8 protein-coding genes are annotated in these 7,304 nt (G+C 71.1%); 5 read left to right on the top strand and 3 right to left on the bottom strand.

Going from position 1 to position 7,304, the window contains the following annotated elements:
- On the top strand, positions 1 to 589 hold a 589-nt coding region (locus tag HMPREF0043_RS08005; RefSeq protein WP_040318176.1), incomplete at its 5' end, for a DUF3097 family protein.
- A 59-nt stretch (positions 590 to 648) separates the two neighbouring features.
- Positions 649 to 1,752 carry a hypothetical protein gene (locus tag HMPREF0043_RS08000; protein ID WP_021602512.1) on the top strand — a complete coding sequence of 368 codons (1,104 nt, stop codon included), beginning with the start codon at positions 649 to 651 and terminating at the stop codon, positions 1,750 to 1,752.
- Here HMPREF0043_RS08000 and hemW read toward each other — a convergent pair.
- The 3 genes from hemW to lepA are packed head-to-tail and all read right to left on the bottom strand — an operon-like array spanning position 1,741 to position 5,597.
- On the bottom strand, positions 1,741 to 2,931 hold the full coding sequence (hemW, locus tag HMPREF0043_RS07995) for a radical SAM family heme chaperone HemW (RefSeq protein WP_021602511.1): 1,191 nt from the start codon (positions 2,929 to 2,931) through the stop codon (positions 1,741 to 1,743). The two genes, HMPREF0043_RS08000 and hemW, sit on opposite strands and share 12 nt — an antisense overlap.
- A complete protein-coding gene (trmB, locus tag HMPREF0043_RS07990) occupies positions 2,924 to 3,736 on the bottom strand; it encodes a tRNA (guanosine(46)-N7)-methyltransferase TrmB (RefSeq protein WP_232206089.1) in 813 nt (270 codons plus the stop codon). Before trmB ends, hemW begins: the two co-directional genes overlap by 8 nt.
- A gap of 10 nt (positions 3,737 to 3,746) precedes the next feature.
- Entirely contained in the window at positions 3,747 to 5,597 is a 1,851-nt protein-coding gene (gene lepA / locus HMPREF0043_RS07985; protein ID WP_040318174.1) for a translation elongation factor 4, read from the bottom strand.
- 247 nt (positions 5,598 to 5,844) lie between these two features.
- Between lepA and HMPREF0043_RS07980 the strand changes: the two genes are divergently transcribed.
- The 3 genes from HMPREF0043_RS07980 to HMPREF0043_RS11770 form a co-directional block, all read left to right on the top strand.
- On the top strand, positions 5,845 to 6,468 hold the full coding sequence (locus HMPREF0043_RS07980; protein ID WP_021602507.1) for a hypothetical protein: 624 nt from the start codon (positions 5,845 to 5,847) through the stop codon (positions 6,466 to 6,468).
- Positions 6,469 to 6,591: 123 nt separating this feature from the next.
- Positions 6,592 to 7,119 carry a PH domain-containing protein gene (locus HMPREF0043_RS07975; RefSeq protein ID WP_021602506.1) on the top strand — a complete coding sequence of 176 codons (528 nt, stop codon included), beginning with the start codon at positions 6,592 to 6,594 and terminating at the stop codon, positions 7,117 to 7,119.
- A gap of 5 nt (positions 7,120 to 7,124) precedes the next feature.
- The coding region (locus HMPREF0043_RS11770; protein WP_040318173.1) for a hypothetical protein at positions 7,125 to 7,304 on the top strand (180 nt) is incomplete at its 3' end.

The following is a 7,304-nucleotide window of genomic DNA, read 5'->3' as shown; positions in this document are numbered from 1 at the left end:
GGCCGCTCCCGCGCCGACCGGACGCGTGCGCACGGCCTCCGGCTCCCTGCACGTCCGGGCCCGCGCGCGCACGGCCCGGGCCTCGCGCATCTGGGTCGAGGGCAGGCACGACGCCGAACTCGTCGCCAAGGTGTGGGGGGAGGACCTGGCCCTGGAGGGCGTGGTCGTCGAGGAGCTGAAGGGCGTCGACCGGCTGGAGGACGCCCTGGCCGCGTTCGGCCCCTCCCCGGTCCGCCGCGCGGGCGTCCTCGTCGACCACCTGGTACCCGGCTCGAAGGAGTCGCGCATCGCCGAGCGCGTGGCGCACCTGCCGGGGGTCCTCGTGCTCGGGCATCCCTACGTCGACGTGTGGCAGGCCGTGCGCCCCGCCGCGGTGGGCCTCGTCCGCTGGCCGGAGGTCCCCCGGGGCGAGGACGTCAAGGCGGGGACCCTCCGCCGCCTGGGCTGGGCGCACGAGACGGCCGAGGACGTGGGGATCGGATGGTCGCGCATCCTGGAACGCGTCGCCTCCTACAAGGACCTCGAGCCCTCCCTCCTCGGGCGGATGGAGGAGCTCATCGACTTCGTCACCGCCAAGGGCTCGAACTGAGCGGGCCCGGACGCGCGAATGCGGGACGGCGGGGCTCGGCCGTGTGATGGAATGGTCGCGTGAGTGAAGAACACACCGGGCCCGCCCGCGGGGAGGACACCGCCCGCCGCTTGGAGGCCGACGAGCGCTACTTCCGCCGCCAGGGCCTTCCCACCCTCATCGAGGACTACTCGGCCACGGAGGACATCCTCACCCGAGCCTGGCCCTGGCTCGCGGTGCTCTTCCTCGTCCAGGTCATGAGATCGATCGCGACCTCGTGGACGCCGAGGATGGCGGGCGCCATCCTCGCCGGGTCCGTCTGCGCCATCCTCGCCGCGTGGGCGCTCGTCAACCGCTGGAAGTCGCGGCGGCTCTTCGCCCCGCCGTCCCGCCTGGGGTGGTGGAGCGCCGCCGTGTTCGTCCTCGTCCCCTCGCTCATGCGCATGAGCGGAGGCGACGTGATGCCGGCCCTGCGCCACGTCGCCTTCAACGTCGCCGTCTGCACGCTGGTGGTGGGGGTCATCGGGTGGGGTCTGGCGCAGACCCTGGCGTGGGCCCTCCTGCGCCTGATAGCCGACCTCGGACGGCAGCTCGTCATCGTCTTCCGGCAGATGGCGGCGATCTTCCTCTTCTGCTTCCTGCTCTTCTTCACGCAGGAGATGTGGCAGTTCGCCACGGTCAGCGACCCGGTCCGGTTCAGGACCCTGGCGGGCGTGCTGGCGGCCTTCGCCCTCCTCATGGTGGTGGCCGGGACCCCTCGGCTCACGCGCCAGCTCGAAGGCGACCTGCTCGACGAATCCGAGCGCCTGACGTGGGGCCAGCGGACGAACCTCACCCTTCTGTTCGCCGTCCGGCAGTCCCTTCAGCTGTGCGTCATCCTCCTGGTCGCCTTCGCCGTCTTCGCCGTCCTGTCGGTGGCCGTGGTCGGCCAGGAGCTGTATGCCGCGTGGGATCTGCCCCCCGCGGTCGTCGACTCCTTCCGCTACGGGGGCCAGACCTACATCCTCACGTCCGCGGGGCAGCGGGTCAGCCTCGTCCTCAGCCTCGCAGCCGCGGTGAACTTCGCCGTCCTGTCCCTGACGTCGGCCGAGGGCCGGGAGAACTTCCTGGAGGGCGTCGAAGAGGAGATCCGCGCCGTCTTCGAGCGCCGGCGCAGCTACCTGCGGGCCCGGCTACGCCCATAGGTCGCGGGTGACCGAGTCGGCGAGCAGCCGGCCCTTCCGCGTGAGCACGAGCCTGCCGCCGGCGGCCCTGCCCGGATCGACGAGGCCGTCGTCGGCGAACCGGGCGACGAGCGGGCCCGCGCCCTGCGGCACCTCGATCCCCTCGCGCAGGCGGATGCCGAGCATGACGTCCTCCCTGCGCCGTTCGGCGGCCGTCAGGGTCTCGCACGCGGCCGCCGGGCTCTCCCCCGCCCCGATCCGGCGCGCGTAGGCCAGGGGGTGCTTGACGTTCCAGAAGCGGGTGCCGTTGACGTGCGAATGCGCCCCCGGACCGTATCCCCACCAGTTGCCGCTGCGCCAGTAGACGGCGTTGTGCCGGCACTCGCGGCCCGGTCGGGCCCAGTTCGATATCTCGTACCAGCGGTAGCCGGAGGCGGTGAGGGCCTCGTCGGCCGCCTCGTATTTGTCCGCCAGCTCGTCGGGGTCGGGCAGGCGGATCCTGCCCCGCGCGGCCTGCGCCCCCATCCTGGTGCCGGGTTCGACCGTCAGCGCGTAGGCGCTCACGTGGTCCGGCTCAAGCGCGAGGGCCGCATCGACCGATCGCCGCCACTGCCCCATCGTCTCCCCCGGCGCGCCGTAGATGAGGTCGACGGAGACGTCGAGCCCGGCCTGCCTGGCCCACGCGACCGCCCGTTCCACCTGGCCCGGCGTGTGCCGTCGGTCGAGGGCGGCCAGCACGGATCCGACGGCGGACTGCATGCCGAAGGAGACCCTCGTGAATCCGGCGTCGGCGAGCCGCAGGAGGCTGTCGCGGCTGACGGATTCGGGGTTGGCCTCGGTGGTCACCTCCGCTCCAGCGCGCAGCCCGAAGGCCGAGTCGAGGGCTGCCAGGACCCCTCCCAGTTGGCCGGGGTCGAGCATCGTGGGCGTGCCGCCGCCGAAGAACGCCGTGTCGAGGAGCCTGCCTTCGCCGCGCAGGACGCGGCGGCTGAGGGCTATCTCCCCCGCCAGCGATCCGGGGAAGTCGTCGACGGACGCTCCCGGCCCCATGCGGAGGTTCGTGTACGTGTTGAAGTCGCAGTACCCGCATCTGACGGCGCAGAAGGGTATGTGGACGTAGGCGGCGAAGCCGCCGTGGACGCCGGGGTCGGGCAGGGAGCCGTCCGGCGGGGCCTGCTCGCCGTCGGGGAGCTCAGGCACGCCGGAACGCCAGGTCGCGGATCGTGCGGCCGGCGTCGACCCCTCGCTGTTCGAACCGCGTCATGACCCGTTCGGGCCACCGGGGCGCGAACCCGCCTCGAAGCGGCTCGGGGTCGCTGGGGTCGAGCCTCTGGCCCGCGTAGAGGTTGGCGAAGGAGTCGCTGTCCTCGAGCTCGTCGCGCATCTGCCACGCGTAGTCGTCCCAGTCCGTGGCGAGCCTCCACAGGCCGCCGCTCTTGAGCACCCCGGCGGCCTGCGCCACGAACGGCCCGGCCACCAGGCGGCGTTTGCGGTGGCGCTTCTTGCGCCACGGGTCGGGGAAGAACGTCCACAGTTCGCGCGCCCGAGGGGTGGCCGGGTCGGCGAAGACCACCGGCAGAGCCTGGGCGGCGTCGGCTTCGACGATGCGGACGTTCGTCACGTCGTTGCGCACGGCGTTGGCCACGCACCGGGCCACGGCCACGTGCCAGGCCTCGAAGGCCAGCACGTTGCGGTCGGGGTGGGATTTGGCGTAGGAGACGAGCTGTTCGCCCGATCCCGGGCCGATCTCGACGACCACCGGCTCGTCGTTGCCGAAGGCCGCGGCGAGGTCGACGCGCGCGTCGTCGGCGATCGTCGTCGGCGAATCGCCCCTGGGAAGGTCGAGGACGTAGCGGGGTCCGTGCTCCCTGAGCGTGTTCCGGTACCGGCGGATCATGCGCCCTCCGCGCCGGGAGAAGGACTTGACGCGCCCCTGACGGCGCTTGGCCTCGAGGTCGGACGGATCGCTGCTGGCCTGGTCGTGCATCTGCGGTTCTCCTGTCATGCGGCTCTCCCTACTTCTTGGGCGCCCCGGAGGTGAGCGCGGCCACGAAGGCCTCCTGGGGCACGTCCACCCGCCCGATCGACTTCATCCGCTTCTTGCCCTCCTTCTGCTTCTCCAGAAGCTTGCGCTTGCGGGTGACGTCGCCGCCGTAGCACTTGGCCAGAACGTCCTTTCGCATCGCCTTGATCGTCTCGCGAGCGATGATCCGGCTGCCGACGGCGGCCTGGACGGGGATCTCGAACTGCTGGCGGGGAATGAGCTCCTTGAGCTTCTTCGTCATCTCCAGCCCGTAGGAGTACGCCTTGTCTTTGTGAACGATCGCGGAGAAGGCGTCGACGACCTCGTGGTTGAGCAGCAGGTCGACCTTGACGAGGTCGGCCTGCTGGTCCTCGGCCATGTCGTAGTCGAGGGAGGCGTATCCCTTCGTCCGGCTCTTGAGCTGGTCGAAGAAGTCGGTGACGATCTCCGCCAGTGGAAGAGTATAGTGCAGTTCGACCCTCTCAGACGAGAGGTAGTCCATCCCCAGCATGGCGCCGCGCCGCTGCTGGCACAGCTCCATGATCGTCCCCGTGTAGTCGGCGGGGGCGAGCACCGTGGCGCGCACGGTCGGCTCGAAGATCAGCTTGAGCTTGCCCTCGGGGAACTCCGACGGATTGGTGACGACCGCCTCCTCGCCGCCGTCGGTCACCACCCGGTAGACGACCGACGGCGATGTGGCGATGATGTCGATGCCGAACTCCCGCTCGAGCCGCTCCCGGACGATCTCCAGGTGGAGCAGCCCCAGGAACCCGCATCGGAAGCCGAAGCCGAGGGCGACGGAGTTCTCGGGCTCGTATGACAGCGCGGCGTCGTTCAGCTTGAGCTTGTCCAGGGCGTCGCGCAGATCGGGGTAGTCCGATCCGTCGATCGGATAGACGCCGGAGAAGACCATGGGCTTGGGGTCCTGGTAGCCGGCGAGCGGTTCGGCTGCGGGAGCCTTCGCCGACGTGACGGTGTCGCCGACGCGGGACTGGCGCACGTCCTTCACCCCGGTGATGAGGTATCCGACCTCCCCCGCCGCCAAGCCCTCGGTGGGCGTGGGCTCGGGCGAGATGACGCCGATCTCGAGGAGCTCGTGCGTGGCGCCCGTCGACATCATCTGGATGCGCTCGCGCGGGGCGAGCCTGCCGTCCTTGACCCGGACGTAGGTGACCACGCCGCGGTAGGTGTCGTAGACGGAGTCGAAGATCATCGCGCGGACCGGGCCGTCCGCCCGGCCTTCGGGCGCGGGGACCTCGGCGACGATCCGGTCGAGCAGCTCGGCCACCCCCGTGCCGGTCTTGCCCGACACCGCGAGGCATTCGCCGGGGTCGACGCCGATGAGCGAGGCGAGCTCCTCCGCGTACTTCTCGGGCTGGGCCGAGGGGAGGTCGATCTTGTTGAGCACGGGGATGATCGCGAGGTCGTTGTCGAGGGCCATGTAGAGGTTGGCCAGGGTCTGCGCCTCGATCCCCTGGGTCGCGTCGACGAGGAGGATCGCCCCCTCGCACGCGGCGAGCGAGCGGTTGACCTCGTAGGAGAAGTCGACGTGCCCGGGCGTGTCGATCATGTTGAGGGCGTAGGGCTCGCCCGCGACGGTCCAGGGGAGGCGGACGGCCTGGGATTTGATCGTGATCCCCCGTTCGCGTTCGATGTCCATGCGGTCCAGGTACTGGTCTCGCATGACGCGTTCGTCGACGATCCCGGTCAGCTGCAGCATGCGGTCGGCCAGCGTGGACTTTCCGTGGTCGATGTGGGCGATGATGCAGAAATTGCGGATGCGCGCGGACGCGGTGGCCGCGGGACGGATCTCTGGCGGCAGACCGGAGGATGAGGCGGGCACGGTGCTCCTTCGTTGAAACGGTCCCCACCAGTGTAGTGGGCGCCCTCGCGCGCGCAGTGCACCGATTGCGTGAGACCGCCGACGCGACCCGGCCGGTCCTTCCCTCCGCGCGGGCCGCGGTCCAGGCCCTCGGGCTCGGCGGAGAACGCGGTGGCGCGCGTCCCAGCCGCGGGCCGCGGCGGCTGCGCCCTGAGCGTAAAGCCCCGCAGTCACGGCCTCTTCCCGACTTCTGTCCGATAATTGGAGCATGTTCCTCTCGGCTGGCTCCCTCAAGGACGTCCTCCCCCTCGTCGAGGAGATGACGCGCGGGCCGGGCAAGTCGCTCGTTCGCACCGCCGCCCTCGTCGACTCGACCCTGCTGGCGCTCGGGGCCCTGCTCGCGCGGCGGGGCGTCGGCGCCTTCTCCGTCCTCGTCCTGGCGCTCGGCGCCGTCTTCGGCGCGGGCATCCTCGTCTTCGCGATCCGCCGCGCCCGGCTCGAGTCCCGCGTGGAGGAGTGGAAGAGGGCCGGGCGGGCCACCGTCGCGGGCGAGGCGGCGTCCTCGTCGACGGACTACTCCGATCGCTACCGCGACGCCGCGCCCTCCGACTCGCACGAGGTCGTCGTCATCGACGGCGCACCGCGCTCGGACGAGGCGGATCCGGCCGACGACCGGGCGCGGGCGGCCCGGGCTGAGGCGGGCCTGCGCGACACATGGATGCCGCGGATCGACGCCGCGCAGCGCTCGGCCATCGCCGCCGCGGGCGGCGTGGTCAACGCCCCCTATCTCCGCGACGACCTGCGGATCACGATCCTCAGCGCTCTCGTCGCGGCGGTCGCCGTGCCGGTCGGCTCATTCTTCGCCATCCTCGCCGTCCTCGCCCTGCTCTGAGGGGCCCGGAGTCCGCCGGCGAGGGTCGCGCACGCCGACGGCGCCGCAGGCCGCCTCCTCCCCGCCTGGGATCTCGCGCGAATCGGCGGCCCCGCGGGGCGCGCCTATGGCACGATAGGGTCCATGGCACTGTCTTCGAAGCTCCTCAGCAAGGACGAGACCGAGATTCTCCACATGCACGAGCACATCAAGAGGCTCATCCCGAATTTCGCTCTGTCCGCCCTGCTCATCGCGGCCGCAATAGCCGGCTTCGTCTTCCTCCCCGCGGGCTGGCGCCCGGCCAGCACCGTCGCGATCCTCGTCCTGCTGCTGGCGGGGCTGCTCGTGGGGATGTTCTGGCCGTGGCTCAAATGGGTGACGGCGACCTACACGATCACCAATCGCCGGATCATCACCCGTGCCGGCATCTTCACCAAAACCGGCCACGACATCCCCCTCAGCCGCATCTCGAACGTCGCCTACGAGCACGACCTCATCGACCGCCTCTTCGGAGCGGGCACGCTCGAGCTCCAGACATCGGCGGACGACCCCCTCTACCTCACGGACGTCCCCAACGCCGAGAGGGTCCACGTGATGCTCACCAATCTGCTGTTCAACGGCGACGCACGGCCCGGCGAGGCCGACGAGGCCCCCGCGGGCGCGCGGCAGTAAGCCCCGTGTCCGTCGGGAGGCTCTCCAAGTTCGGCTCGGCCCTGCTGGGCTCCCTTCTCCGCTCCCGGGGATCCTCGAAGCGATCGGCGTCCTGCCGCGGGGAGGGCGCTGGGGTGGGCCAGGGTCGGCTCCGCGCGGGCCGCGCCGCCAGCGGGGACACGGGTCGCGGCGGATCGGCCGCGGGG

The sequence above is a fragment of the Actinobaculum sp. oral taxon 183 str. F0552 genome (assembly GCF_000466165.1).
Lineage (GTDB): Bacteria > Actinomycetota > Actinomycetes > Actinomycetales > Actinomycetaceae > Peptidiphaga.
This window is presented reverse-complemented; position numbering and strand designations above follow the sequence as displayed.

Bases quoted from the DNA above. Each gene is read 5' to 3' on its own strand.
- trmB (WP_232206089.1), bottom strand. From the start codon at position 3,736: ATGACAGGAGAACCGCAGATGCACGACCAGGCCAGCAGCGATCCGTCC.
- HMPREF0043_RS07980 (WP_021602507.1), top strand. From the start codon at position 5,845: ATGTTCCTCTCGGCTGGCTCCCTCAAGGACGTCCTCCCCCTCGTCGAG.
- HMPREF0043_RS07975 (WP_021602506.1), top strand. From the start codon at position 6,592: ATGGCACTGTCTTCGAAGCTCCTCAGCAAGGACGAGACCGAGATTCTC.